Origin of the sequence: Streptomyces sp. P9(2023) (assembly GCF_032436795.1) — a bacterium.
Classification (GTDB): Bacteria; Actinomycetota; Actinomycetes; order Streptomycetales; family Streptomycetaceae; genus Streptomyces.
Map to the genome: position 1 here is coordinate 26,397 of NZ_JAUPWM010000025.1, position 23,630 is coordinate 50,026.

At 71.4% G+C, this 23,630-nt stretch carries 22 protein-coding genes and 1 riboswitch; of the genes, 9 read left to right on the forward strand and 13 right to left on the reverse strand.

Annotated elements, in window-relative coordinates:
- Nucleotides 1-15 precede the first annotated feature (15 nt).
- Together Q5762_RS26020 and Q5762_RS26025 are read right to left on the reverse strand one after the other, a co-directional pair.
- Nucleotides 16-654: a response regulator transcription factor gene (locus Q5762_RS26020; protein ID WP_315894667.1), complete on the reverse strand. Its 639-nt coding sequence runs from the start codon at nt 652-654 to the stop codon at nt 16-18.
- Nucleotides 651-1,775 (reverse strand): sensor histidine kinase, encoded by a 1,125-nt coding sequence (locus Q5762_RS26025; RefSeq protein ID WP_315894717.1) that lies wholly within the window; start codon nt 1,773-1,775, stop codon nt 651-653. The genes Q5762_RS26020 and Q5762_RS26025 overlap by 4 nt, the downstream gene beginning before the upstream one ends.
- A 422-nt stretch (nt 1,776-2,197) precedes the next feature.
- Between Q5762_RS26025 and Q5762_RS26030 the strand changes: the two genes are divergently transcribed.
- Together Q5762_RS26030 and Q5762_RS26035 are read left to right on the forward strand one after the other, a co-directional pair.
- On the forward strand, nt 2,198-2,740 hold the full coding sequence (locus Q5762_RS26030; protein ID WP_315894668.1) for a heme-binding protein: 543 nt from the start codon (nt 2,198-2,200) through the stop codon (nt 2,738-2,740).
- A 117-nt stretch (nt 2,741-2,857) separates the two neighbouring features.
- On the forward strand, nt 2,858-4,282 hold the full coding sequence (locus Q5762_RS26035; RefSeq protein ID WP_399495267.1) for a M1 family metallopeptidase: 1,425 nt from the start codon (nt 2,858-2,860) through the stop codon (nt 4,280-4,282).
- A 31-nt stretch (nt 4,283-4,313) separates the two neighbouring features.
- Here Q5762_RS26035 and Q5762_RS26040 read toward each other — a convergent pair whose 3' ends face one another.
- Together Q5762_RS26040 and Q5762_RS26045 are read right to left on the reverse strand one after the other, a co-directional pair.
- Nucleotides 4,314-4,649, reverse strand: a complete 336-nt coding sequence (locus Q5762_RS26040) for an FG-GAP repeat domain-containing protein (RefSeq protein WP_399495269.1) — start codon at nt 4,647-4,649, stop codon at nt 4,314-4,316.
- A gap of 72 nt (nt 4,650-4,721) precedes the next feature.
- Nucleotides 4,722-5,297 (reverse strand): TerD family protein, encoded by a 576-nt coding sequence (locus tag Q5762_RS26045; RefSeq protein WP_315894669.1) that lies wholly within the window; start codon nt 5,295-5,297, stop codon nt 4,722-4,724.
- 145 nt (nt 5,298-5,442) lie between these two features.
- Between Q5762_RS26045 and arfB the strand changes: the two genes are divergently transcribed.
- Nucleotides 5,443-5,871, forward strand: a complete 429-nt coding sequence (gene arfB / locus Q5762_RS26050; RefSeq protein ID WP_315894670.1) for an alternative ribosome rescue aminoacyl-tRNA hydrolase ArfB — start codon at nt 5,443-5,445, stop codon at nt 5,869-5,871.
- Nucleotides 5,872-5,893: 22 nt separating this feature from the next.
- Here arfB and Q5762_RS26055 read toward each other — a convergent pair whose 3' ends face one another.
- On the reverse strand, nt 5,894-6,457 hold the full coding sequence (locus tag Q5762_RS26055; RefSeq protein WP_315894671.1) for a flavin reductase family protein: 564 nt from the start codon (nt 6,455-6,457) through the stop codon (nt 5,894-5,896).
- Nucleotides 6,458-6,783: 326 nt separating this feature from the next.
- Here Q5762_RS26055 and cdgB point away from each other — a divergent pair, with 326 nt between their 5' ends.
- Complete coding sequence (gene cdgB, locus Q5762_RS26060; RefSeq protein WP_315894672.1) at nt 6,784-8,415, forward strand: diguanylate cyclase CdgB; 1,632 nt, start codon at nt 6,784-6,786, stop codon at nt 8,413-8,415.
- A 106-nt stretch (nt 8,416-8,521) separates the two neighbouring features.
- The gene (locus Q5762_RS26065) at nt 8,522-9,532 is read left to right on the forward strand and encodes a CBM35 domain-containing protein (protein ID WP_315894673.1); all 1,011 of its coding nucleotides are present in this window, start codon (nt 8,522-8,524) and stop codon (nt 9,530-9,532) included.
- A 51-nt stretch (nt 9,533-9,583) separates the two neighbouring features.
- Here Q5762_RS26065 and Q5762_RS26070 read toward each other — a convergent pair whose 3' ends face one another.
- The 5 genes from Q5762_RS26070 to Q5762_RS26090 form a co-directional block, all read right to left on the reverse strand.
- A complete protein-coding gene (locus Q5762_RS26070; protein ID WP_315894674.1) occupies nt 9,584-11,299 on the reverse strand; it encodes a glycosyltransferase in 1,716 nt (571 codons plus the stop codon).
- A 47-nt stretch (nt 11,300-11,346) separates the two neighbouring features.
- On the reverse strand, nt 11,347-12,483 hold the full coding sequence (locus tag Q5762_RS26075; protein ID WP_315894675.1) for a hypothetical protein: 1,137 nt from the start codon (nt 12,481-12,483) through the stop codon (nt 11,347-11,349).
- A 162-nt stretch (nt 12,484-12,645) separates the two neighbouring features.
- A complete protein-coding gene (locus tag Q5762_RS26080; protein ID WP_315894676.1) occupies nt 12,646-13,572 on the reverse strand; it encodes a 1-phosphofructokinase family hexose kinase in 927 nt (308 codons plus the stop codon).
- Nucleotides 13,573-13,697: 125 nt separating this feature from the next.
- A complete protein-coding gene (gene nagA / locus Q5762_RS26085) occupies nt 13,698-14,843 on the reverse strand; it encodes an N-acetylglucosamine-6-phosphate deacetylase (protein WP_315894677.1) in 1,146 nt (381 codons plus the stop codon).
- Entirely contained in the window at nt 14,843-15,781 is a 939-nt protein-coding gene (locus Q5762_RS26090) for an ROK family protein (protein ID WP_315894678.1), read from the reverse strand. Before Q5762_RS26090 ends, nagA begins: the two co-directional genes overlap by 1 nt.
- Nucleotides 15,782-16,033: 252 nt before the next feature.
- On the opposite strand from Q5762_RS26090, the gene Q5762_RS26095 reads away from it, so the two are divergent.
- From Q5762_RS26095 to otsB, 3 genes are all read left to right on the forward strand, one after another.
- Nucleotides 16,034-17,305 carry an extracellular solute-binding protein gene (locus Q5762_RS26095; RefSeq protein ID WP_315894679.1) on the forward strand — a complete coding sequence of 424 codons (1,272 nt, stop codon included), beginning with the start codon at nt 16,034-16,036 and terminating at the stop codon, nt 17,303-17,305.
- A 12-nt stretch (nt 17,306-17,317) separates the two neighbouring features.
- Nucleotides 17,318-17,560, forward strand: coding sequence for a DUF3263 domain-containing protein (locus Q5762_RS26100; protein WP_315894680.1), 243 nt, complete (start codon nt 17,318-17,320; stop codon nt 17,558-17,560).
- A 78-nt stretch (nt 17,561-17,638) separates the two neighbouring features.
- Nucleotides 17,639-18,487, forward strand: a complete 849-nt coding sequence (otsB, locus tag Q5762_RS26105; protein ID WP_315894681.1) for a trehalose-phosphatase — start codon at nt 17,639-17,641, stop codon at nt 18,485-18,487.
- Here otsB and Q5762_RS26110 read toward each other — a convergent pair.
- From Q5762_RS26110 to Q5762_RS26120, 3 genes are read right to left on the reverse strand one after another with little or no spacing between them, the layout of a single operon-like run.
- Nucleotides 18,484-19,929 carry a trehalose-6-phosphate synthase gene (locus Q5762_RS26110; protein ID WP_315894682.1) on the reverse strand — a complete coding sequence of 482 codons (1,446 nt, stop codon included), beginning with the start codon at nt 19,927-19,929 and terminating at the stop codon, nt 18,484-18,486. The two genes, otsB and Q5762_RS26110, sit on opposite strands and share 4 nt — an antisense overlap.
- Before the next feature lie 9 nt (nt 19,930-19,938).
- On the reverse strand, nt 19,939-20,997 hold the full coding sequence (locus Q5762_RS26115; RefSeq protein WP_315894683.1) for a hypothetical protein: 1,059 nt from the start codon (nt 20,995-20,997) through the stop codon (nt 19,939-19,941).
- Nucleotides 20,998-21,053: 56 nt separating this feature from the next.
- Nucleotides 21,054-22,019, reverse strand: a complete 966-nt coding sequence (locus Q5762_RS26120) for a glucosyl-3-phosphoglycerate synthase (protein WP_315894684.1) — start codon at nt 22,017-22,019, stop codon at nt 21,054-21,056.
- A 121-nt stretch (nt 22,020-22,140) separates the two neighbouring features.
- Nucleotides 22,141-22,298, forward strand: a riboswitch (SAM riboswitch).
- On the opposite strand from Q5762_RS26120, the gene thrC reads away from it, so the two are divergent.
- Nucleotides 22,292-23,614, forward strand: a complete 1,323-nt coding sequence (thrC, locus tag Q5762_RS26125; protein WP_315894719.1) for a threonine synthase — start codon at nt 22,292-22,294, stop codon at nt 23,612-23,614. It overlaps the preceding riboswitch by 7 nt.
- Nucleotides 23,615-23,630 lie beyond the last annotated feature (16 nt).

Below are 23,630 nucleotides of genomic sequence, written 5' to 3' on the forward strand. Positions count from 1 at the left end.
CGCAGGGTAGCAGTCTCAGGGCAGCAGGCGCCGTTCCTTCGCCACGGCGACGGCGCCCGCACGTGTGTCCACGCCGAGCTTCGCGTAGATCCGCCCCAGGTGGGTCTTCACGGTCGCCTCGCTGATGAACAGCGCGCGGGCGATCTCGCGGTTGCCGAGGCCGTGCGCGAGCTGGCCGAGGATGTCCCGCTCGCGGTCGGTGAGCGTCGGGCCCGCCGCGCCCCGCATCCGGTCCATGACCCGGCTGGCGACCGGCGGCGACAGGGTCGTACGGCCCTGGGCGGCGGAGTGGATCGCGGCGAACAGCTCCTCGGGACGCTCGGCCTTCAGGAGGTACCCGGTCGCGCCCGCCTCGATGGCACGGGTGATGTCCGCGTCCGTGTCGTACGTCGTGAGGACCAGGACGTGCACGCCGGACGTCTTCCCCGCGATCTGCCGGGTCGCCTCCACGCCGTCGATGCCGGGGCCGAGCTGAAGGTCCATCAGGACGACGTCGGGCCGCAGCTTGGCGGCCATCGCGACCGCCTCCTCGCCGCTGCCCGCCTCGCCGACGACCTCGATGTCGTCGGCGCTGCCGAGCAGCGCGAGCAGCCCGGCCCGGACGACGGCGTGGTCGTCGCAGAGCAGGATCCGTACGGTCGGCCGTACCGTCACGAGCGAACCTCCAGGGGGATGGCGACGGACAGCACCGTGCCCTCGCCGGGGGCGGACTCCACCGTCAGCGTGCCGCCGAGCTGCTGCGCCCGCACCCGCATCGCGGGCAGGCCGTGACCGCGTACGCCCCCGCTTCCGCCGTCCCGTCCCGCCGAGGGCTCGAAGCCGCGTCCGTCGTCGGCGATGTCGAGGACGACCTGGTCGTCGAGGTACGTCAGGGTCAGGGCGGCCGAGGCGGCGGCGGCGTGCTCGCGGACGTTGGCGAGGGCGCCCTGCGCGATCCGCAGCAGCGCCGACTGCACGCGCTCGGGCAGCGGGACCGGCGCCCCGTCGACCCGGAACGCCGCCGACTCCCGCCCCGCGAGCGCGCGCAGCGCCTCCTCCAGGCCGCCGCCCTCGGCGAGGTCGGCGGGGGCGAGGTCGTGGACGAAGCGGCGGGCCTCGGCGAGGTTGCGTTCGGCGATGGACTCGGCGGTACGGACATGGCGGCGGGCGGTCGACGGGTCGCTGTCCCAGGTACGTTCGGCCGCCTGGAGCAGCATCTGCTGGCTGGACAGGCCCTGCGCGAGGCTGTCGTGGATCTCCATCGACAGTCGCTGGCGCTCCGCGAGGGTGCCCTCGCGGCGCTCGGTCGCGGCCAGTTCCCGCCGGGTGCGGATCAGGTCGTCGATCAGAGCGCGCTGGCGCTCCGCCAGGCGCTGCGCGTGGACGAAGACGGCGGTGGCGATCGCGGCGACGGCCGGCGGGGCGACCACGAGATCGGGGTCGAAACCGTTCTTCGCGAGCTGGACCTGCGCGAAGACGACGAAGGCCGTGAGGAGCGTGACGAGGAAGAGGGCGGCGCGGGGCGGGAGGGTGCGCAGGCCGGTGTAGAAGAGCGGCACCGCGCACCAGGCGAAGCTCGGCGCGAGGAGCACCAGGACCATCCAGACCGCGACGACCGTGACGAGCCAGGCGATCCGGCGCGGGGTGGCGCGGGTGCCGAGCACGGGGCCGAGGAGGTAGAGGGCGGCGAGGGCACCGGAGAGGGCGATGATCCAGGGGCTGCGGTCCGCCCACGGGTGCCGCAGCAGGAAGCGGGCCAGCGCGGCGCCGAGGAGCAGGAAGAACGCGACGTGCATGACCCGCGCGAGCCAGTACGCATCGGGGTCCGGGGCCGCGTGCGGGTCGGCGTCGGGGTCCGGCGCCGCGTGGCGTCCCGCGACCGGGGGCCGGGGCTGCGCTGTCACTCGGACTCCTCTGTCACTCGGACTCCTCCGTCACTCCGACTCCTCCGTCACCCGGACTCCTGCCGCTCGGACTCCTGCCGTACGGCTCCTCTGACCTGGGGATACGTATGCATCCTGGCCCAGGAGGACCAGCGGGGCATCAACCGATCGGCTGACACCCCCGTCGTCCATCATGCGCGACGGCGGCAGCCGGTCCGTGGACCGTACGGGCCCGGATCCGGCCGGAGGATCGATGGCAGAGCGAAGGAACCGCCCGCCCCGGTCGGCCACGAACGCCTCGCACGACGCAACGCCTCGACACTCTGGAGCCCGCCATGAACAAGAAGATCGTCTTCGGTGCCGCCACCGCCGCCCTCGTCGCCGCCGGTACCTTCGGCGCCGTCTCCGCGAACGCCTCCGCCCCGGCTGCCGCGCCCGCCGTCGCCGCCAAGGCCGACGCGTCGAACAAGAACCTCCAGCAGACCACGCACCTGACCATCGAGGCCGCCACCAAGGCCGCGCAGGCCACCCTGGACGCCGCCGAGGACGAGAACCAGCGCGTCTCGGTCGCCGTCGTCGACCGCAACGGCAACACCATCGTGACCCTGCGCGGCGACGGCGCCGGCCCGCAGTCCTACGAGTCGGCCGAGCGCAAGGCGTTCACCGCCGTCTCCTGGAACGCCCCGACCTCGGAGCTGGCCAAGCGCCTCGCCCAGGCCCCGAACCTGAAGGACATCCCCGGCACGCTGTTCCTCGGCGGTGGCGCCCCGGTGACCGTCAAGGGCGCCCCGGTCGCCGGCATCGGTGTCGCCGGTGCGCCGAGCGGTGACCTGGACGAGAAGTTCGCCCAGGCGGGCGTCGCGGCGCTCAACAACTAAGCACCCCGCACCCCCTCCCCGTACCACCGGGGCACGCCCCTCCCCGTAGACCCGATCGGTGCCGCCCGGACCCCCGCCGGGCGGCACCGTTCGCGTACCCCTGCCTAAGATCGATTCGTGGACGTACGGAGTCGAGGCGCCCTGGCGGCAGCCCTCGCCGCGCTGCTCGTGCTCGCCGGCTGCAGCGGAGGCGGCGCGAACGGCGAAGGCCTGGGCGTGGACGTCGGCGGGGTGCGCGGCACACCCGGCGCGGCCGGGCTGCGCGACCCGTACTTCCCCAAGCTCGGCAACGGCGGCTACGACGTCACCCACTACGCGCTCGACCTCCGCTACGACCCGAAGCGCGGCCGGCTCGACGCCACCGCCATGATCACGGCCCGCGCGACCCAGGACCTCAGCGCCTTCAACCTCGACCTCACCGGGCTCACCGTCGCCGCCGCCTCCGTCGACGACGCCCCGGCCGCCGTCAACCGCGCCGGGAACGAGCTGACGCTGCGGCCCCGGAACGACATCGGCAAGGGCGAGACCTTCCGTACGAAGGTCACGTACGCCGGTGTGCCCGCGACGATCACCGACGCGGACGGTTCGCAGGAGGGCTGGCTGCGGACGGCGGACGGCGCGCTCGCGCTCGGCCAGCCGGCCGGCTCGATGGCCTGGTTCCCCGGCAACCACCACCCCTCCGACAAGGCGACGTACGACATCACGCTCACCGTCCCGGCCGGGACGGAGGCGGTCGCGAACGGCGTCCGGACCTCCGAGCGGACCGCGAACGGCCGGACCACGACCGTCTGGCACGTCGCCGAGCCGATGGCGAGCTATCTCGCGACGGTGGGCGTCGGGCAGTACGAGACGAAGGTCTCGGCGACCCCGTCCGGGCTGCCCGTACTGACCGCCGCCGACCCGACGGTCGCCGCGAGGAGCGCGCCGCTGCTGAAACGTATCCCCGAGATCCTCGCCCGGCAGGAGGAGAACTTCGGGCCGTACCCCTTCTCCGCCGCCGGCGCGATCGTCGAGCGGACCGGAGACGCGGGCTACGCCCTTGAGACGCAGACGCGGCCGGTCTTCCCGCTGGACGCGCTGACGCCCGAGATCCTCGCGCACGAGCTGGCGCACCAGTGGTTCGGCAACTCGGTCACGCCCGAGAGCTGGCAGGACATCTGGCTGAGCGAGGGGCTCGCGGTGTACGCGGAGTGGCTGTACGCGGAGGACTTCGAGGACTTCCCGGCGCGCAGCAGCTTCGAGGCGGCGTTCGCCGTCGACGCCAACTGGGCCTTCCCGCCCGCCGAACCGCCCGCCGCGGAGAACCTCTTCGACCCGCCCGTGTACCAGCGCGGCGCGATGGTGGTGCACAAGATCCGCGAGCGGGTCGGCGACGAGACCTTCTACGAGATCCTGTCCGGCTGGCCGGCGACCCACCGTCACGGCAACGCCTCCACCGCCGACTTCACGGAGTACGTGGAGGAGACGGCGGGCGAGGACCTGGACGACGTGTGGGACGTGTGGCTGTACGGGGACGGGAAGCCGGACCGCCCGGACGAGTAGTCCGCCCGTTCGGTCCGACTCCCCAGGGCCGCTACGCCACGGTGTTGAACGTGCCGCCCTCGCCCGCGTACAGGCTGGTGGTCTGCCGGCTGAACGGGGCCGACGACGAGCCGGTGGACCGGTAGACGTACGTGCCCTTGGCGCCGTAGGCGATCAGGTCGGGGCGGCCGTCGTTGGTGACGTCGCCCGCGCCGACGAGGTGGGTGAAGCCGTTCCAGCCGGCGCCGATCCTGACGCGGGCGGTGAAGTTGCCCGTGCCGTTGCCCTGGTAGAGCCAGAGGACGCCAGTGGTGTCGCGGGCGACGAGGTCGCCCTCCGGGCCGCATGAACCGAGCGGTACGCCCGTCGGGGCGTACCGCTCGGTCAGACGTGCGAGGAGGGGCGGTAGTTGTACGCCGGTTGTGCGAGTGACGCCAGAGGTGGACGTCGGAGGCTTACGTCAGAGGTTGACGCCGAAGTCGCGGGCGATGCCCTCCAGGCCGGAGGCGTAACCCTGGCCGACCGCGCGGAACTTCCACTCCGTGCCGTTGCGGTACAGCTCGCCGAAGACCATCGCGGTCTCGACGGCGGCGTCCTCGGAGAGGTCGTAACGGGCGATCTCGCTGCCGCCGGCCTGGTTGAGGATGCGGATGTACGCGTTGCGCACCTGGCCGAAGTTCTGCGAGCGGTTGACCGCGTCGTAGATGGAGACCGGGAAGACGATCTTGTCGACGTTCGGCGGGAGGGCCGCGAGGTTGACGTTGATCTGCTCGTCGTCGCCGGCGCCGTCGCCGGTGCGGTTGTCGCCGGTGTGGACGATGGTCTGGTCCGGCGTCGCCTTGTTGTTGAAGAAGACGAAGTGCGCGTCGGAGGCGACCTTGCCGGCGCCGTCGACGCCGATGGCGGACGCGTCGAGGTCGAAGTCGGTGCCGGTGGTGGTACGGACGTCCCAGCCGAGGCCCACGGTGACGGCGGTCAGACCCGGCGCCTCCTTGGTCAGGGAGACGTTGCCGCCCTTGGACAGGCTTACAGCCATGGGAAGTCCCTTTCTTCGTGCTTCGTGATGTCGTGCGTTGCGTCGTCACACGGGATAACGCGGACGGTGCCCCGCCGGTTCCATGGTGCGAAACTCGTGCGAAAACAGGATGACGTGCGGGAGCCTGTCCGGGGAACATGGACGTATGTCCGGTCCCTATTTCATCCGCGGCTCCGTCTCGCTTCCCGAGGCCGAGCTCATGTGGCGTTTCTCGAGATCGTCGGGGCCGGGCGGGCAGCACGTCAACACGAGTGACTCGCAGGTGGAACTCCGCTTCGACCTGGCGTCGACGGAGGCGCTGCCCGAGGTCTGGAAGGCGCGCGCCCTGGAGCGGCTGGCCTCGCGGCTGGTCGGCGGGGTGGTGACGGTCCGGGCGTCGGAACACCGCTCGCAGTGGCGCAACCGCGAAACGGCAGCGGTCCGCCTGGCCACGCTCCTCGCGGAGGCGACGGCCCCGCCGCCGAAGGCGCGCCGGGCGACGAAGATCCCCCGGGGCATCAACGAACGCCGACTCCGGGTGAAGAAGCAACGCGCGGAGACGAAGCGCGGCCGCCAGGGCCGCGACTGGGGGTGACCGGCCCCCGCGTGGCGCCAGGTCAGCCCAGGTGGCGGTATTTGCCTCGGAAGTAGGTCAGGGGGGTGTCCTCCGTCGTCGGGGCCGTCGACGTCAGGACTCGGGCCACCACCAGGGTGTGGTCGCCCGCCAGCACCCGGTTCTCCGTGCGGCATTCGAGTGTCGCCAGCGCCCCGGTCAGCAGCGGTGCGCCGCTCTCCTCGCCCCGGGTGTACGGAACGTCCGCGAAGAGCAGGCGGTCGCTCACCCGGCCCTTCATCGCGAAGCGGCCCGCGATGTGCCGCTGGTGCTCGGCGAGGACCGAGACCGCCCACACCGGGACCTCCGCGAGCAGGTCGTCCATCCGGGAGCCGTTGCGCAGACTCACCAGGACCAGCGGCGGGTCCAGGGAGACCGACATGAACGCGGTCGCCGTCATCCCGACGTCCTCACCGCGCGGACCGTCGTCCGGGTCATGGGCCGTCACCAGGACCACACCCGCCGCGAGGCGGGACATCGCCGCCCGGAACTCGTCGTTGCTCACCCCCTCAGCATGAGGGATCGCCAGATCCGAGGTGGGGGGCGGGGAGGGCGTCGTCGTCAGCACATCCGCACGCTAGCTCCGGGCCGCACCCCTTTACATCGGGCCCCGGGACCAGGCCGAGTACCGCCACCGGTCCTAGGACCACCGCCCCCGGCGCCGTACGACGCCGTACGCGGGCGTTCTCTTTGCGTTCCAGAAGCGCGGAATCACGTCCCCGCACCCACCCGCAAACCCCCCACACCCACCTGTGACTTGAGTCACAGAGCGCAGTATTTGTTGACCCTGTGTACCGGGTGCACAGCTCGCTGTGATTCAGTGGCGGAGACAATGCAGCACGAGTGCCGATGAGAACCCTGGAGTTGCTGTCGAGGTCTCGGGGAGAGCGAGCGATGGAGACCGAGTCGGAGCCGTACGTCCGTCTTGCGACCCTGCGGCAGCTGCACCACGTCGTGGCCGACCTCAACACTGCCCGCAGTCTGGCGGACACCCTGCAGACCGTCGCCGACGGCATCGTCGCCGGTCTCAACTACGAGCTGGCCTGCGTCAACCTCGTCCGCCCCGACGGTGACCTCGTCGTCGCCGCCTTCGCCGGCAGCCCCGCCGCCGAAGCGCTGATCACCGGCCGCGTCGGCTCCCGCGCCTCCTGGGAGCGCCGCCTCTCCATGGGTGTCGCCTGGGGTGACCTGCGGTTCATACCGCACACCGAGGGCTGGGTGCTCATCGAGGACGACGTTCCCCAGTGGCACACCGAAGGCCCCGCGCCCCGCTTCGAGGACGAGTGGCACCCCCACGACCGCCTCTACGCCCCCATGTACTCCTCCGGCTCCGGCCAGGAACTCCTCGGCGTGATCTCCGTCGACCGGCCCCGCAACGGCCGGCACCCCGGACCCTGGGGCCAGGAAGCCCTCCAGATGTACGCCTCCCAGTCGGCGATTGCGATCAGCAACGCCCGGCTGCGAGCAAACATGCAGCGCGCCCTCGTCCGCCTGGAACGGGAGCAGCAGGCCCTGCGCGCCAGTGAAGAGTCGTTCCGGCAGGCCTTCGAGTACGCCCCGTCCGGCATGGCCATCGCCGAGATGGGCGGCGACCAGCACGGCCGGCTCCTGCGCACCAACGACGCCCTGTGCCGCCTCCTCGGCCGGCCCGCCTCCGTCATGCGCCGCTACTCCTTCGCCGACCTCGTCCACCCCGAGGACATAGGGCTCCTGCTGCGCACCTCCGCCGAGGGCGGCCGCGCCGAGCTGCGCCTGGGCCGCCGCGACGGCACGTACGTCTGGGTCTCCCTCCGTAACTCCGTCGTCGCCGACACCGCCGACGGCCCCCGCTTCCTCCTCACCCACGTCGAGGACATCGAGGAACGCAAGCGCCACGAGCTCCAGCTCGCCCACCGCGCCTCGCACGACGCCCTCACCGGCCTGCCCAACAGCGCCGAGCTGCGCTCCCGGCTCAGCGCCCGGCTCTGCGAGCGCCCGCACGCCGCCACCGAGGCCGACTACGACACCCCGTACGGCCACGGGCACGAGCACGGCTTCGGCTTCGACGCCGGGCCCGGCGCCGCCGGCGGGCCGTACGACCACCACGTCCACACCGTCGCCCCGGCCGGCGGGGAGATCGACGACGGGACGAAGGGGCTCGCGGTCCTCTTCTGCGACCTCGACGGCTTCAAGTCGATCAACGACCGCTTCGGGCACCACACCGGTGACGCCGTCCTCATCGAGGTCGCGCGCCGGCTCACCACCGGCGTACGCGACGGGGACACCGTCGCCCGGCTCGGCGGAGACGAGTTCGTCGTCCTCGCCGACGGCCTCGGCGCCGCCGACGCCGCCGACCTCGCCGTCCGGCTCCGCAACGCGATCATTCCGCCGATCCGGGTCGACGGGCGGGCGGTCCGGGTCGGGGCGAGTTTCGGAATCGGCTGGGCCGAATGCGGGATGAGCGTCGAAGAGGTCCTGAACTCCGCCGACCAGCGGATGTACATCGAGAAGCGGTCCCGGGCCAAGGTTCACCGCCGCGCCGGATAGGGGTACGCGGACCCCTCGCCTGTCAAGGTCCGGATCGTCGGCTTCCCCGTTCGGGGTAGGCTCGGCCGGTCGGCGACGGCTGGCGAGCATGGATAGGAGTGACCGGATGGCTGCCGGAAACGACGGCGCGAATACGCCCGAAAACGACGATCCGTTCGGCTACCTGTACGAGGACGGCCAGGCGGCGGGCGCCCAGCCGCCGGGTCAGGCCGGTGGCTACGGCTACCCCGGTCCGGCCGCGCAGCCGGGCGTGCCCCGGACCTCGTACAACCAGGTCAGAACGGTCGGCGAGCGCCAGTACGGCGGTCACCAGCAGCAGTACGGTCAGGGTGCGCAGGGCGCCCCCGGCGGCTACCCGCCGCCGCCCGGCCCGCAGGTCCCGCCCCAGTCCGGATACGGCCAGCCGCACCCGCAGTACGCGGCGCCCGAGACCTACCCGGGCGGCTCGCAGACCCGGCAGTCGCCGATCCCGCACCAGCGCGGTGGCGGTGGCGGCGGTCGCGGCCCGAACACCAAGGGGCTGCTGATCGGCGCGATCGCGGTCGTCGCGGTCGTCGTGATCGGTATCACCGCCGCCGTGATCACCAACACGGGCGGCGAGAAGGACAGCGGTGGCACCGCGGGCGGCAAGCCGACCGGAGACTCCACCCAGGTCCAGGACGACCCGACCGACGCGCCCAGCACCGAGCCGTCCCAGGCCCCGCTGCCGCAGCAGGACGCGGCCACGCTCAAGCTCGGCGGCACGGCGCTGCTGGCCAAGGACATCAAGGGCGCGGAGGGCGCGGGCGGCGCGTACGTGACCGGGTTCAACGCGGTCGGCTCGTCCGTCACCTGGCAGACCGAGGTGCCCGAGAAGGGCACGTACAAGATGTCCGTCCGGTACGCGATCCCCGCCAAGGACGCCAACGCCACCGTGACCGTCAACGGCAAGGCGAACACGAACCCGATGAACCTGAAGAACTTCATCGGTTCCTCGGACCCGAACCCCGAGAAGAACTGGCAGACGACCTGGTCGCAGGTGTCTCTCCAGAAGGGGCAGAACACGATCATGCTCTCCTGCGAGCAGGGGAACCAGTGTGACGTGATCTTCGACTGGGTGAAGATCAGCAACCTCTGAGACGCGCACCGGCGCCGGGTGGACGAGCAGTACGTCCATCCCGGCGCCGACTCACATGCCGATCCCGTCGTTGCCGCGAGGAGCCGGCGGCTGCGGCGCCTGCTGCTCGGGCCCGGGCCGTGCAGGACCGCTCCCTCCGGCACCAGGCCCGGGGGAGGCGGGACCGCGCCGGTTGGCGGCGCCGGGCTGATTGTGGGTGAAGCCCGCCTGCCACGAGGGCGCCGGCTTCTCGGGAGCGGCCGGGCGGGGTGCGCTCTCGGTGGCGGGTTGGTTGTGGGTGAATCCCGCCTGCCACGCCGGCCGGGGTGCCTCCGGCGCGGGTTTTTGTGGCGCGGGTTGCTGCGGCGCGGCTTGTTGCGGCGCCGGGTTCTCCTGCCCGGGACTCTGCTGCGCCGGACTCTCCTGTCCGGGCCCCTGCCGCTGTTGTCCGATCACGCCCTGCTGCGGCGCCTGTTGCCCCTGTTCCGGCACTTCGGGCCTGATGACCTGCCCGTTCGGCCCCTGGACCGTGCGGGCCGCGTCCCGCTGCTGCACCGTGAGCATCGACTCGGGTCCCCGCTGCGGCAGCGGCGTCTGCTCCATCGTCGTCTGGACCAGTGCCTCCGCGGCGTGATCCCAGGAGTACTGCTGGAGCACCTCCCGCAGGTGGAGTGCGTCGGCCTGGCGCTGCGGGAGATCCTCGCTCAGCTGGTTGATCGCCGTCATCCATGCATTGGCACGGCTGTTTCCATCGGTGGGCTCGGGCACCACGCACCGCTGGCCGATCTCCGCCGGCACCCGGTCGGTGTCCTGGAAGAACAGCGCGGCGCCGCTCTCCTCGTTGACCAGTACGGGGACACCATGGGCCAGCCCTTCGGGCGCCACCATGCCGTAACCCTCGTGCTTCGAGGGCATGATCACCGCGTGGGAGTTCCTGATGTCCTCATTGAGCTCTTCCACGTTCCTCGTGCGGCCCTTGACCGTCGCGTTTCCGCCACTGAGTTGTGCGATTCTGGCCGTCGCCGATGCCAATTCCTCATCCTTGACACCGCGGACGGTGAGATGGACGGAAAGGCCGGCTTCGTTCAGCAGGGCCACCGCCTCTGCGGCGTCATCCATGCCCTTGAGGGGGTCACTCACCCGCCCCATGACCAAGAGGTTCAGTCGCTCTGGTGCGGGGTCGTGTTGCACCGGATCGTAAATGTGGGTGCCCGGGATGACTTCATGGGAATGGGGAATGTTCGCCCCGTCTGCGGAAAGCTGTCTGCTCGCTTCCGACAGGAGGGGGCCGACTCCAGCCGCGACGTCCGCGCGCGCCATTGTCAGGCGTTCGATCGAAGAGTCCTTGGCGGCCTTTTCCGTCGCCTCTTCGTGGGAAAGCCCTTTCACGAACGGCAGCCGTTCGGGGCTGGTGTGCAGGAAGTGCACCACGCGCGCGTCCTGGTACCAGTTCTCCCGCATCTCGGCAGCGGCCGGTCCGGAGAAGCGCGAGTGCCCGATGATGATGTCGTAGGGCTGGCTCGCCGGGTCTTCCAGCCCTTGCGCCGTGGGATCCTGGCCGGCGAGATGCTCGATCCAATCCCGTCGCTCCACCCCCTCCGGGGGTTGCGTCTGCACAACCCTCTGTATGCCCTCGTGCTGGGGCATGTCAGGGTTGGCCGTGAACAGTGTGACGTTGTGCCGGCGGGCGAGGGCCTCGGACAACTCCTGGTTGAAGACCTCCACACCCCCCTCACCCCTGCCGCTATTGTCCGACACGACGAGAATGTTGTACCGCTCTTCAGTCATTGATTCCCCCGGTTTCTTCGATCACCGCTTTTCCTGTGTCAGAAGCTTTAGGTTTCCAGCAGTTCGCGGCCGATTCCCTCGGAGATGAAGTCCGTCAGGTCGAAGGCGGAGAGGTGCATGATGCCGGATTCCGCACCCGGGTGGATCCTTGCGGCGTACTCGTCCAGGATCTCCGCCAGAATTCCTGCGCGAACGGCAGAGATGGCGAAGTGATCCGGGTTTCCCTTCTCGCGGAAGGTGCGGACCTCTCCGGGGTGCGGCGCCCTCGGCTTCCGTCCGAGTTCCGCACTGCGAGCGAAGAATTTCGCGTCGTGCCCGATCGGACTGGGAACCGGCTGCCCCTCGGGCCAGTCCACTCCTGCGGTCGAGTGCACGCTCGGGTCGATCAACTCGTGCTGCTCCCGCCAGAACACCCTCGACCGCCCGGCTAGAAGATCCTGAACATCCTGCGCCGCCAGCGTGGTGCGAGGGCTTACCGAGAAATCCGAGGTTTCCCGCATGTACTTCAGGGTGGGCATGTTCTCCGATGCGCGCTTGGCCGCCAGGAACAGTGCGTCATATCGCGCCCGCAGGTCGTCCACGTCGGACGGGCGGTGGGACACCCGCGCCACACTGACCGTCCCGACCGGGTGCGGGGTCGGGGCGTTCGCGCCCATCGCCGCCCGCAGTTCGTCGGCCGCCCCGTGCACCAGCCGGCTCAGCTCCGCCGTGTCCCCGGCGATCCTCAGCGCAGGCCGTCCCGGCGCCAGCCGGTTGACCAGGTCGTTGAACGGGAAGGTCAGCGTCATCATGAGACCCTCAGGGATGGCCACCGCCCGCCCCGGCACCAGGTAGTCGTCCGGACGCGGCTCCATCCGGGGCTCGTACGGACCCGGGTCCGCAGCCATCCGGGCCGTCCACTCCGCCACCGCCTCCGCGAAGGTGATCGGCCGGTCGACGGGCCCGGCAGCTCGCCGGGAGATCAGGTGACGCGCCGGATCCGACGGTTCCCCCGCCTGCGGCGCGGGGCCCTCAGAGGCAGCCAGCGCCGCCTCCAACTCCCGCCATGCCGCCCGGCGTTCCTCCGGCCACCGCCCGCCCGGACTGTCCAGTCGCCAGACGCGGTTCTTCTGTACCCACATCATCCGCGACGCCGCCGAATAGATCATTTCGTATGCGTCGGCAAGTTCCAGTTGGCCGCTCATCCCGACTCTCCTTCACGATCGATCAACTCACCCACATCCTCACATCGCGCATGTGGTCCGATCATCTTCGCGGGTGGAGCTGTTTTTGTGGCGCCCCGTCAGGAAGATGGCAGCAGTGAGCGTCCCGTCGGACCTTTCGGTTCCGCGTGGCTCTTCGTTTCGCTAGGCCGCTTCCGCCTGCTCCGTCACCGTCACGCGGGTGAGGAGGTCCTCGTACGCCGACCGGTCGAACTCGCCCGCCACCGGGGAGAGGACCGTCGCCGCCGACAGGGCGATCGCGCGGGTCAGTCGCTCCGGCCATGGGAGCTTCTCGACCAGGCCCGACAGGAGGCCCGCGACGGCCGAGTCGCCGGCGCCCGTTGGGTTGCCCTTGACCGCGCCGGGCGGGGTCGCGCGCCACAGGCCGTCCGGGGTGGCGGCGAGCAGGCCCTCCGGGCCCAGCGAGGAGACGACCGCGTGCGCGCCGCGGCGGCGGGCGTCGCGGGTGGCGCGGTGGGGTTCGCGGGAGCCGGTGAGCTGGGCGAGTTCGTCGGCGTTGGGCTTGACCACGTCGGGGCGGGCCGCGATGCCGCGCCGCAGGGGTTCGCCGCTGGTGTCGAGCAGGACCGGGACGCCGGCCGAGCGGGCCAGGCGGATCAGCTCCGCGTATGCGCCTACGTGGATGCCGGGCGGGAGGCTGCCGCAGAGCGCCACCGCGCGGGCGTCGGCCAACAGGCCGGTGTAGCGGGCGGTCAGGGCGGACCATTCGGCGGGGAGGACGGTCGGGCCCGGTTCGTTCAGTTGCGTGGTGTCGCCGGTCGTCGCGTCGACGATCGCGACCGTACGGCGGGTGGTTCCGGCGGTCGGGATCAGGGCGTCGACGACGGGGCCGCCCGCCAGGTGGGCGCGGAGGATCTCGCCCGTCGGGCCGCCCGCGAAGCCGGTCGCGACCGTCTCGTGGCCGAGGGCCGCGAGGACGCGGGCGACGTTGAGGCCCTTGCCGCCGGGGCGTTCGATGACCTGGGTGACGCGGTGGGAGGCGTGCGGGGTGAGGGCGGGGACCCGGTACGTGAGGTCCAGTGCCGTGTTGAGGGTGACCGTGAGAATCACCTGCCGTACCCCCGTACCTCGTGGAATGTTCGTGGAACAGCCATGGAACGCGCGCCCGATCATGCCAAACAGAAGGCGGTTGGCCCAGTCCCCGGGCCAACCGCCTTCTGTCCGATGGGGCGATATCACGCCAGCTTGGGTTCAACCACCCAGGCGCCCTTGCGCATCACGCCCTTGACGTCGAAGTCCGCGTCGAGGACGACGAGGTCGGCGTCCTTGCCGGGCTCCAGGGAGCCGACGCGGTCGTCGACGCCGAGCAGCCGGGCCGGGTTGGCGGAGATGGCCTGGACGATCGAGTCGACGGGCAGCTTGTCGATGGTCGCGGCGCGCTTGAACGCGCGGTCCAGGGTGAGCGTCGAGCCCGCGATGGAGCCGCCCTCGACGAGCCTCGCCACGCTGTCCTTCACCTCGACGGCCAGCGTCCCGAGCATGTACCGGCCGTCGCCGAAGCCCGCCGCGTCCATGGCGTCCGTGATGAACGCGACCCGCCGGGGCCCCGCGTGATGGAACGCCAGCTCCAGGGCGGCCGGGTGCAGGTGCGTACCGTCGTTGATGAGCTCGACCGTGATCCGCTCGTCCTCCAGGAGCGCGGCGATCGGGCCGGGGCTGCGGTGGCCGAGCGCGGGCATCGCGTTGTAGAGGTGGGTCGCGACGGTGGCGCCCGCGTCGATGGCCTCGACGGTCTGCTCGTACGTCGCGTCGGTGTGGCCGATCGCGGCGATCACGCCGTGCTCGGCGAGCAGCCGTACGGAGTCGATGCCGCCGGGGAGTTCGGTGGCGAGGGTGACCATCTTGGCCTGGCCGCGGGCGGCGTCGATGAGCTTGCGGACGTCGGCCGGGTCGGGGTCGCGCAGCAGCGTCTCGTCGTGCGCGCCCTTGCGGCAGGGGGCGATGAACGGGCCCTCGAAGTGGATGCCCGCGATGTCGCCCTGCTCGGCCAGTTCGGAGAGCAGCCCGGCGCGGCGGCTGAGGAAGTCCATCTCGCCGGTGACGAAGGAGGCGACGACGGTGGTGGTGCCGTGCAGCCGGTGGGTGTGGACGCCGGTGAGGATCTCCTCGACCGTGCCGGAGGTGAAGGAGGCACCGCCGCCGCCGTGGTTGTGCATGTCGACGAAGCCGGGCACGACCCAGTGGCCCGTGAGGTCGAGCGGCGTCGCGTCGGCGGGGGCCGACCCCGCGATGCGACCGCCGTCGACGATCACCCGTCCGTTCTCGACGACCCCGGTCGGCAGCACCACGCGGGCCCCGGCGAGAACTGTGGAAACGGCCATCAGGCGGATACCTCCGAGTCGAGGGAGAGGAGATCCCAGGCGAGGAGGCCCGCGCCCAGGCATCCGGCGGTGTCCCCGAGGGCCGCCGGTACGACGGCGGGCAGCTTCTGGAACGTGACGCGTTCCTCCACCGCGGCCCTCAGTGGTGTGAACAAGGTTTCCCCGGCCTCGGCGAGACCGCCACCGATGATGAGCGTGCGCGGGTCCAGCAGGGTGAGCGCGGTGACCAGGCCGTCCGCGAGGGCGTCGACGGCCTCCTGCCAGACCTCGGCGGCCCGGGGATCGCCGGACTCGACGGCCTTGGCGCAGTCGGCGGCGTCCGCCTTCGGGTCGCCGGAGGCGGCGGCCCAGGCCTCGGAGACGGCGCCGGCGCCCGCGTACCGCTCCAGGCAGCCGCGCTGGCCGCAGCCGCACTCCCGGCCGCCGGGGCGGACGACGATGTGGCCGATCTCGCCGGCGTAGCCGTGGGCGCCGGCCTCGATCGCGCCGTCGATGCCGATGGCGCCGGCGATTCCGGTGCCCAGCGGTACGAAGAAGAAGCGGTCGGCGCCGTTCCCGGCGCCGATCCGGCCCTCGGCGAGGCCGCCGGTGCGGACGTCGTGGCCGAGGGCCACGGGGACGCCGTCGAGGCGCTCGCTGAGCAGGGTGCGCATCGGGACGTCGCGCCAGCCGAGGTTGGCGGAGTAGACGGCGATGCCGTTCGCGGCGTCGACGATGCCGGGGACGGCGACGCCGGCGGCCGCGGCGGGCTCGCCGTACCGCTCCAGGCCGTAGCCGCGCAGCTCGGCGGCGAAGCCGAGGATCGTCTCGACCACGGCCTCGGGGCCACGCTCGCGCCCGGTGGCGCGGCGGGCCTCGTGGAGCAGGGTGCCGTCCGCGCCGACGAGGGCGGCCTTTATGCCGGTGCCGCCCACATCGAGGGCGATGACGTGTCTCACGGGGACAGTCTCGCCCGTCGGTGCACGAAAGGTCTAGTCCACTGGCCGATATTGTTGCGCTGGGATACAAATTCGCGCGAACGGCGGAGTGCGGGGCGGTGAGGCTGTCGGGACGCCTGCACCCGGTCCCCTCGCGACAGGCTTCACGAGGTCTTCACGCACCTGCCGACTTCTACCCAAGTGGTGTAGACCTTATGCTTCCTCTCCTGTGAAAATCACAGCTCAACGAAGAGCAGAGGGTGGGGCAACGCTGTGCAGCGGCGATTCATAGGACTGACCGCGACGATCGCCGCGCTGGGACTGACCGCGGGTCTCTCAGGGTGCGGACTCACCGGGGCCGACTCGGGTGACGTGACGCTCAAGCTGGTCGCGGCCGACTACGACCTCAACGGCGGCGACACCACAAAGAAGTACTGGGACGAGCTCACCGCCGCCTACGAGGCCAAGCACCCAGGCGTCCAGGTCGAGGTCCAGATCGAGTCCTGGAACGACGTCGACCGCAAGGTCGCCGAGATGGTCAAGGCCGACGAGGCCCCCGACATCGCCCAGATCGGCGCCTACGCCGACTACGCCGCCGAGGGCGAGCTCTACTCCGCCGACGAGCTGCTCTCCATCCCCGTCCAGGCCAACTTCCTCGCCCCGCTCGCCGCCGCAGGCGAGCACAAGCGCACCCAGTACGGCCTGCCCTTCGCCGCCTCCACCCGGCTGCTCTTCTTCAACGAGGCGCTCTTCGACCGGGCCGGCGTCAGCAAGCCGCCGACCACCTGGGACGAGCTGGCCGAGGCCGCGGAGAAGCTGAAGGGCAAGGACGTGAAGTACCCGTTCGCGCTGCCGCTCGGCCCGGAGGAGGCGCAGGCCGAGACCATGATGTGGCTGCTCAGCGGCGGCGACGGCTACACCGACGGCACCGACCGCTACCGGATCGACTCCGAGCAGAACATCGAGACCTTCGACTGGCTGCGGACGAACCTGGTCCAGAAGGAGCTGACCGGCCCGGTCGCCCCCGGCAAGCTCAACCGCAAGGACGCCTTCGCCGCGTTCTCGCGCGGCGAGGTCGGCATGCTCAACGGCCACCCCTCGCTGATGCAGGAGGCGGAGAAGAAGGGCGTGAAGGTCGGCAAGGTCGCGCTGCCCGGCGTCGACGGCAAGGCCAAGGCGTCCATGGGTGTCGCCGACTGGATCATGGGCTTCAAGCAGAACGGCCACCGCGAGGAGATCGGAGACTTCCTCGACTTCGTCTTCAGCGACGAGAACGTGCTGAAGTTCGCGGGCGGCAACGACCTGCTGCCGCCGACGGTCAGCGCGTACACCCGGATGGAGAACGACGCGGAGCACAAGGACCTCCGCGAGTTCCTCAAGGAGCTGCCGGACTCGCAGCTCCCGCCGGTCGGCAAGACGTCCTGGGCGCAGGTCAGCGACACCATCAAGCAGAACATCGGCAAGGCCGTCACCCCGGGCGCCAAGCCGGCCGAGGTCCTGGGCGAGATCGCGCGTACGGCGACGGCGGCCGAGAGCGCGGAGTAATAGGTTGTTCGTATGACCGACGCGAACGACTCCGGACTCGGCGAGCGGGAGCGGGCCGTGCTCGCTCTCGAACGCCGCTCCTGGCCCGGCCCCGGCGCCAAGGAGCGGGCCGTCCGCGAGCAGCTCGGCCTCTCCGCGACCAGCTACTACCAGCTCCTCAACGCCCTCCTCGACGACCCGCGCGCGCTCGCGCACGACCCGGTGACGGTCAACCGGCTGCGCCGGGTCCGTACGGATCGGGAGCAGCGCCGCTGACCGGCCGCGCCGCCGAGGAGCGGACCGGGGCGCCGCGAAGGGGCAGCGCCGCGGAGGCCGCGTCGGTAGGGTCGTCGTATGGTCAGCAGCCTTCCGCACCCGACCACATCCGCAGGCCGTGACGGTCTGGCCGCGCTTCTCGCGCGGCCGGAGAAGGCCGTCGTCGCCCTCGACTTCGACGGGACGCTCGCCGAGATCGTCCCCGACCCCGAACAGGCCCGCGCGCACCCCGGCGCCGTTCCCGCGCTCTCCGCCCTCGCGCCCCGGATCGCCTCGGTCGCGGTGGTGACCGGCCGCCCGGCGGGCGTGGCCGTGCGGTACGGCGGTTTCGCGGGTGTTCCCGGCCTGGAGCACCTCGTCGTCCTCGGCCACTACGGCGCGGAGCGCTGGGACGCGGTGAGCGGGACCGTCCAGGCCGCCGCCGTCCACCCGGGCGTGGCCTCCGTCCGGGCCGAGCTGCCCGGCTTCCTGGACGGCGTCGGCGCCTGGCCCGGCACCTGGATCGAGGAGAAGGGCCGCGCGGTCGCGGTCCACACCCGCCGCTCGGCCGACCCCCAGGCGGCCTTCGAGGCGCTCAAGGCCCCGCTCGCCGACCTCGCCGCCCGCCACGGCCTGGTCCTCGAACCCGGCCGCATGGTCCTCGAACTGCGCCCGCCCGGCATGGACAAGGGCGTGGCGCTCGCGGAGTACGTACGGGAGGTGGGCGCCGAATCCGTCCTGTACGCGGGCGACGACCTGGGCGACCTGCCGGCCTTCGCGGCCGTGGAGAAACTCCGCTCCAACGGCACCCCCGGCCTACTGGTGGCCAGCGGCTCCACGGAGGTCCAGGAACTCTCCGACCGCGCCGACCTGTCCGTACCGGGTCCGGCGGGCGTGGTCCGCTTCCTGACCGACCTGGCGGAGGCGGTACGGGAGGGGGCCGGCTAGGAAACCGGCCCGCGCAGCGCCTCCAGCTGCTCCAGGAACCACCGCTGCGGCGGCAGTGCCGTCGCGGCGGCGGCCAGGCGCTTCGAGCGGTCCGCGCGTTCGGCGGCGGGCATCGTCAGGGCCTTGTGCAGGGCGCGGGCGGTCTCGGAGACGTCGTACGGGTTGACCGTCAGGGCGTCCTCGCGCAGCTCCGCGTAGGCCCCGGCCCCCGTCGAGAGCACCAGCGCGCAGCCGGTCTCCGACACCACCGGGATCTCCTTCGCCACCAGGTTCATCCCGTCGCGGACCGGGTTGATCAGCGCCACGTCCGCAAGCCGGTACGCGGCGAGGGAGCGCGGGAAGTCGTCCCTCACCGACAGCAGCACCGGCTGCCAGTCGTCCGTGCCGAACTCCGCGTTGATCTCCTCCGCCAGCTCCGCCACCGACGCCGTGTACGCGCGATAGACCTCCAGGTCCTGGCGGGAGGGGTACGCCGAGGCCAGGTGGACGACCCGGCCCCGCCACTCCGGGTGCTCCTGGAGCAGCTCCCGGTACGCCAGCAGGCCGCGCACGATGTTCTTCGACAGCTCCGTGCGGTCCACCCGCACGATCGTCTTCCGGTCGCCGACCTCGGCGCGGAGGGCCGCCAGGCGGTCGTCGACCTCGGGGGTGTGGGCGAGCGCGCGGAGGTCGTCGCCGTCGACGCCCAGCGCGAAGACCTTGATCTCGGTGCTCCGCCTCGGCCCGCCCGTCTTCATGTGGTCCACGTGGCGCCGGGGATTCCCGGCCGGCCAGTAACTCTGCGCGATCCCGGTCGGGCTGTCGACGTCTGCGCAGGTCATGAACGACGACGCCCATTCAAAGGTGTGGAAGCCCAGCTCGTCCGCGCCGAGCATCCCCCAGACCAGCTCCTCGCGGATGTCCCCGGGCAGCATCCGCGTGTAGTCCGACGACGCCCACGGCGTGTGCGTGAAGTGGCCGATCCGCAGGTCGGGCCGCAGGTCCCGCAGCATGCCCGGGACAAGGGCCAGGTGGTAGTCCTGCACCAGGACCGCCGCGCCGTCGTCCGCCTGGGCCGCCAGCTCCTCGGCGAAGGCCCGGTTGTAGCTCCGGTACGACTCCCAGCGGCGGCGGAACTCCGCGTCGAAGACCGGCTCGCGCGGCACGTTCCACAGGTGGTGGTGGAGGAACCACAGCACCGAGTTCGCGATCCCGTTGTACGCGTCGGCGTACACCCCCGGGTCGATGTCCAGCATCCGCACGCCCGGCTCGGCGACCCCGCGCCGGACCGCCTCGCGGTCGCCGTCCCCGAGGGCGGCGCACACCCACACGCTGTCCTCGGAGGAGACCGCGCTCAGCCCGGACACGAGACCGCCCCCGCCGCGCCGGGCACTGAGCGTGCCGTCGGCGGCGAGGGCGTACGAGACCGGACCCCGGTTGGACGCCACGAGCACAGAAGCCATGTGGCGAACCTAGCCCGTCGCGTAAACGCTCAAACGTACGTATACGACTCTGGCGAATCCTCGCCGCGTGCCCGCGATGGACAGGTTGTTCGCCTGCTTCGGCGAGACGGCGCCGTCGTCCTCGCTGACGAAGAAGTTGTCGGTGTTGCCGGTGTGGGCCTCGGTGACGTTCCTGCCGTCGACCAGGAACGTGTCGCCCGGCGTGTTCCAGTCGCCCTCGTAGGCCGTCACGCTCGCCCGCGCCTTGCCCGTCGTCCGGTGGAACCCGTCGACGGTGATGGTGGTCGCGGGGGAGGTGGACCGCTGGAGGACGTGCCCGCCGTAGACGTACACGTTCCGCCGGTTTGGCGCGAAGGTCGGCTCGGGGCCCGCGAATTCGTACACCACCGTCAGGGACCAGCCCGCCACACAGCCCCTGCCGTCCGGCGCCCAGATGTTGCCGACCGCCACTTGCGCGTCCGCGCCGGTCACACCCGCGAACGCGGCCGTCACGTCCGACTCGCCGGTGTAGTAGTGCGGGCCGCTCGTCTCCGCCGGGTCGGTCACCATGCTGTCGATCGAGACCGCCGTCGCCGCCCCCGCCCCGACCCTGATGTGCGGCGCGGTGGTGGCGTGGTCGCCGGGCGAGGTCACCACGTCGGCGCCGGAGATGTCGCAGCGCTTCAGCCGCGCCCCGCTCGGCCCCTTGTGCGTGCCGTCGTTGCCGCCCCAGAAGAGCCGGGCGTACGCGACCCTCGCTCCCGCCGGGATCACGACATGGCCGGTGCTGGAGCCGTAACCGGCGGCCATGGAGGCGGTGTTGATCCGCTCCATGACGAAGGTGTTGTTGTTGTCCCTGCCCTGTCCGGCGGCCGAGGTGGCGCAGCGCGCGGCCAGGTCGGCGGGGGCCGTGGGGCAGCCCGTGACCGTGTTGCCGATGGTGGTGAAGTCGCCGTACAGCGACTCGTCGTAGCGCTTGCCGAAGGGCTCCACCACGTCCGCCGCGGCCGGACCGGCGGCGGCGAGCGTGAGCGGGAGCGAGCCGAGCGAGCCGGCGGCGAGGGCGAGCGCCGCCAGCGACGTGGTCATTCGATTTTTGAACCGCATGAAACGGAAATTTAGGCAAAAACGACAATCGTTCTGCGTTACGCCACGCGGCGGTGTGCGTACTCCGCGATCTCGGCCATCGGCGGCCGCTCCTCCGTGTCCACCGCGTACGTCCGCGGCGTGAACCCCGCCTCGCCCCGCTCGAACTGGGTCAGCCGGGGCCGCACCAGATGGCCCCGGGAGAGCCGCAGCTGCGCCGTCCGGTAGATCGCCGCCGCCATCCGGCCCAGCGCCCGCCCGTCCTGATGCCGGTGCTTGCGGACCCCGACGTCCACCTGCGCGAGGGCGTCCAGGCCGACCGTGTGCAGGGCGTCCACCAGCAGGCCCAGCTCCACTCCGTAACCGACCGGGAACGGCAGCCGTTCGAGCAGCGAGCGGCGCGCCGCGTACTCGCCGCCCAGCGGCTGTACGAAACCGGCCAGCTGCGGCCAGTGCAGATTGAGCAGCGGCCGCGCCACCAGCTCCGTCACCCGGCCGCCCTGGCCTGGGGCGTCACCGAGGGGGCGGTCGTACATCGCCTTCACGAAGTCCACGTCCGGGTCGGTGAGCAGCGGGCCGACGATCCCGGTGACGAAATCCGCCGAGAAGTCCCGCAGGTCCGCGTCCACGAAGCAGACGATGTCCCCCTCGGTCGCCATCAGTGACCGCCAGAGCACCTCGCCCTTGCCGGGCACGGCCGGTATCCGGGGGAGGATCGCGTCCCGCGCCACCACCCGCGCCCCGGCCGCCGCCGCGACCTCCGCCGTACGGTCGGTGGAACCGGAGTCGATCACCACCAGCTCGTCGACGAGCGGGACCGCCTCGGTCATCAGCTCGCGCCGGATCACGCGGACGATGTCGCCGACCGTCGCCTCCTCGTTCAGCGCGGGCAGCACGACGCTGACCGTCGTCCCGGGCCTGGTCCCGGGCTTCGTCCCGTGCTTCGCCGCCAGGATCCGGTCGAGCGAACGGTCCGCCACGGACCAGGACCGCCGGGCCAGCCAGCGCTCCACTTCATCCAGCAACGTGATCTCCATCTCGCGGTTCGGACGACCATCTCAACCGTCCATGCCTTCGGTTACAGTCTTGAACAACGCGAACGCCCGATGCATGTCGGGGTGCCGTCCGTGTTCCACAACCGAATACCGCTCATCCAGAGGGGCAGAGGGAAACGGCCCGTTGAAGCCCCGGCAACCCTCCAGCCGGTCTCGTCCGCAGTCGTCCGTACTGCGCCCGCGAGGCTCCCGGCTAGGGAAGGTGCCAAATCCGTCTCATGACGACGTTCGTCATGGGAAAGATGAGGAGAAAGGGCCTCGCCTCCATGGCTGTACAGACTGTTTCCACCAATGCTTCCACCACTGGGTCCGTCGATCTCGGTCCCGCTTCCGGCCTTTCCTGCCGGGAATGCGGTGAAGTCTTCCCGCTCGGCCCGATCTTCGCCTGTGAGCTGTGTTTCGGCCCGCTCGAAGTGAAGTACGACCTCCCCGCCGGCGACCCCGAGGCGCTGCGCAAGCAGATCGAGGCCGGCCCCGCCAACATCTGGCGCTACGCCCCGCTGCTGCCCGTCCCCGCCGACGTCGCCGAGAAGCCGAACCTGAACCCCGGCTGGACCAAGCTCGTCCAGGCCGACAACCTCGCCCGCGAGCTGGGCGTCGAGCCCGGCAAGCTCTTCGTCAAGGACGACTCGGGCAACCCGACGCACTCCTTCAAGGACCGCGTCGTCGCGCAGGCCCTGGAGGCCGCCCGCGCCTTCGGCTTCACCACCCTCTCCTGCTCCTCCACCGGCAACCTGGCCGGCGCCGTCGGCGCCGCCGCCGCCCGGGCCGGCTTCCGCTCCTGCGTCTTCATCCCGCACGACCTGGAGCAGGGCAAGGTCGTCATGGCCGCCGTCTACGGCGGTGAGCTCGTCGGCATCGAGGGCAACTACGACGACGTCAACCGCTTCTGCTCCGAGCTCATCGGCGACCCGCTGGGCGAGGGCTGGGGCTTCGTCAACGTCAACCTGCGGCCGTACTACGGCGAGGGCTCCAAGACCCTCGCGTACGAGATCTGCGAGCAGCTGGGCTGGGTCCTGCCCGACCAGCTGGTGATCCCGATCGCCTCCGGCTCGCAGCTCACCAAGATCGACAAGGGGCTGCAGGAGCTCATCGCGCTGGGCCTGGTCGAGGACAAGCCGTACAAGATCTTCGGCGCGCAGGCGGAGGGGTGCTCGCCGGTGTCGGCGGCCTTCAAGGCCGGCCACGACGTCGTACGGCCCCAGAAGCCGAACACCATCGCCAAGTCGCTGGCGATCGGCAACCCGGCCGACGGCCCGTACGTCCTCGACATCGCGCGCCGGACGGGCGGCGCGGTGGACGACGTGAACGACGAGCAGGTCGTCGAGGCGATCAAGATCCTGGCCCGGACCGAGGGAATCTTCGCCGAGACGGCGGGCGGGGTGACGGTCGGCGTCACGAAGAAGCTGATCGAGGCCGGTCTCATCGACCCGAGCCTGACCACGGTCGTGCTCAACACGGGTGACGGCCTCAAGACCCTGGACGCGGTGGCCGATACCTCGCAGGCGACCGCCACCATCAAGCCGAGCCTCGACGCGTTCCGCGACGCGGGCCTCGCCCACTGACCACCCCTCGTCACGG

Bases quoted from the DNA above. Each gene is read 5' to 3' on its own strand.
- Q5762_RS26025 (WP_315894717.1), bottom strand. From the start codon at position 1,775: ATGCACGTCGCGTTCTTCCTGCTCCTCGGCGCCGCGCTGGCCCGCTTC.
- Q5762_RS26030 (WP_315894668.1), top strand. From the start codon at position 2,198: ATGAACAAGAAGATCGTCTTCGGTGCCGCCACCGCCGCCCTCGTCGCC.
- Q5762_RS26045 (WP_315894669.1), bottom strand. From the start codon at position 5,297: ATGGCTGTAAGCCTGTCCAAGGGCGGCAACGTCTCCCTGACCAAGGAG.
- arfB (WP_315894670.1), top strand. From the start codon at position 5,443: ATGTCCGGTCCCTATTTCATCCGCGGCTCCGTCTCGCTTCCCGAGGCC.
- cdgB (WP_315894672.1), top strand. From the start codon at position 6,784: ATGGAGACCGAGTCGGAGCCGTACGTCCGTCTTGCGACCCTGCGGCAG.
- Q5762_RS26065 (WP_315894673.1), top strand. From the start codon at position 8,522: ATGGCTGCCGGAAACGACGGCGCGAATACGCCCGAAAACGACGATCCG.
- Q5762_RS26070 (WP_315894674.1), bottom strand. From the start codon at position 11,299: ATGACTGAAGAGCGGTACAACATTCTCGTCGTGTCGGACAATAGCGGC.
- Q5762_RS26075 (WP_315894675.1), bottom strand. From the start codon at position 12,483: ATGAGCGGCCAACTGGAACTTGCCGACGCATACGAAATGATCTATTCG.
- nagA (WP_315894677.1), bottom strand. From the start codon at position 14,843: ATGGCCGTTTCCACAGTTCTCGCCGGGGCCCGCGTGGTGCTGCCGACC.
- Q5762_RS26100 (WP_315894680.1), top strand. From the start codon at position 17,318: ATGACCGACGCGAACGACTCCGGACTCGGCGAGCGGGAGCGGGCCGTG.
- otsB (WP_315894681.1), top strand. From the start codon at position 17,639: ATGGTCAGCAGCCTTCCGCACCCGACCACATCCGCAGGCCGTGACGGT.
- Q5762_RS26110 (WP_315894682.1), bottom strand. From the start codon at position 19,929: ATGGCTTCTGTGCTCGTGGCGTCCAACCGGGGTCCGGTCTCGTACGCC.
- Q5762_RS26115 (WP_315894683.1), bottom strand. From the start codon at position 20,997: ATGACCACGTCGCTGGCGGCGCTCGCCCTCGCCGCCGGCTCGCTCGGC.
- thrC (WP_315894719.1), top strand. From the start codon at position 22,292: ATGAGGAGAAAGGGCCTCGCCTCCATGGCTGTACAGACTGTTTCCACC.